Here is a 931-nt window from a genome sequence, read left to right as displayed (position 1 = left end):
CCGGCGGCGAGCAGGGCGCGTAGGCGGTAGTTGTCGAAGTTCCGGAAGCCGCGGGCGACTCGGCGCATCGTCTCGATCACCCCGTTCACGGCCTCGGTGGGCCCGTTGGAGGCCCCGGCGGTGTCGAAGTAGGCCAGGATCGCGGCCTTCCACCGGCGCAGGGTCCGCCCGAGCCGGGCGATCTCCGGGATCGGGCAGGACGGGAAGGCGGCAAGGATCTCGGCGACCAGCCGGCGCCCGTGCTCGGGGCGGGCGTGGTAGATCGCACGCAGCTTCTGATAGCAGTGCCAGGCCAGGGTCACCTCGTGGTGCGGGTCCCCGGCCTCGAGCTTGGTGTTGAGCCGGGTGATCTGTTTGGCGGTGAGGTGCTCGGCGCCGATCTGCAAGGTGCGGCGGATCCCGTAGAGCGGGTCCCCGGCCCGGCCCCGGTGGCCCAAGGTGTCCTGCTGCACCCGACGACGCACCTCGTCCACGACCTGCCCACCGAGTTTCACCACGTGGAAGGCGTCCAGGACGGTGATCGCCTCAGGGAGTTCGTCGCGGATGGCGTTGGCGTAGCCGTGGAACGGGTCCAGCGTCGCCGTGCGGATCCCGCTCGTGAACCCCGGACCCTGCTCGGAGAGCCAGTCGCCGTAGGCCGCCCCCGTGCGCCCCTTGACCAGGTCCAGCAGTCGCGCCCGGGGCCGGCCGTCCTCGCCGCGGGAGTGGTCCACGATCCCGGTGACCAGCCCGGTGCCGGGTGGACCCACGTGGCGCCACACGTGCTCGTCGACACCGAGGGCGTCCACCCCGGCCAGCCGATCCTCCGCGGCCAGCTGGCCTTCGATGACCGGGGCCACGGCGTGCCAGACGGTGTTCCAGGCGACTCCGAGCATGTCCGCCAGGGCGGAGACCGCGATGTCGTGGGAGCGCAGCTGCGTCACCGCCCAGG

1 protein-coding gene is annotated in these 931 nt (G+C 72.3%); it reads right to left on the bottom strand.

The window, feature by feature from the left end:
• Positions 1–931: ISL3 family transposase (locus EWV37_RS15430; protein WP_129702509.1), on the bottom strand; the 931-nt coding region annotated here is incomplete at both ends.

The organism is Kocuria carniphila (assembly GCF_004136555.1).
Classification (GTDB): domain Bacteria; phylum Actinomycetota; class Actinomycetes; order Actinomycetales; family Micrococcaceae; genus Kocuria; species Kocuria carniphila.
Note: the sequence above shows the minus strand (reverse complement) of the source record. Positions and strands in the feature narration are given on the sequence as shown.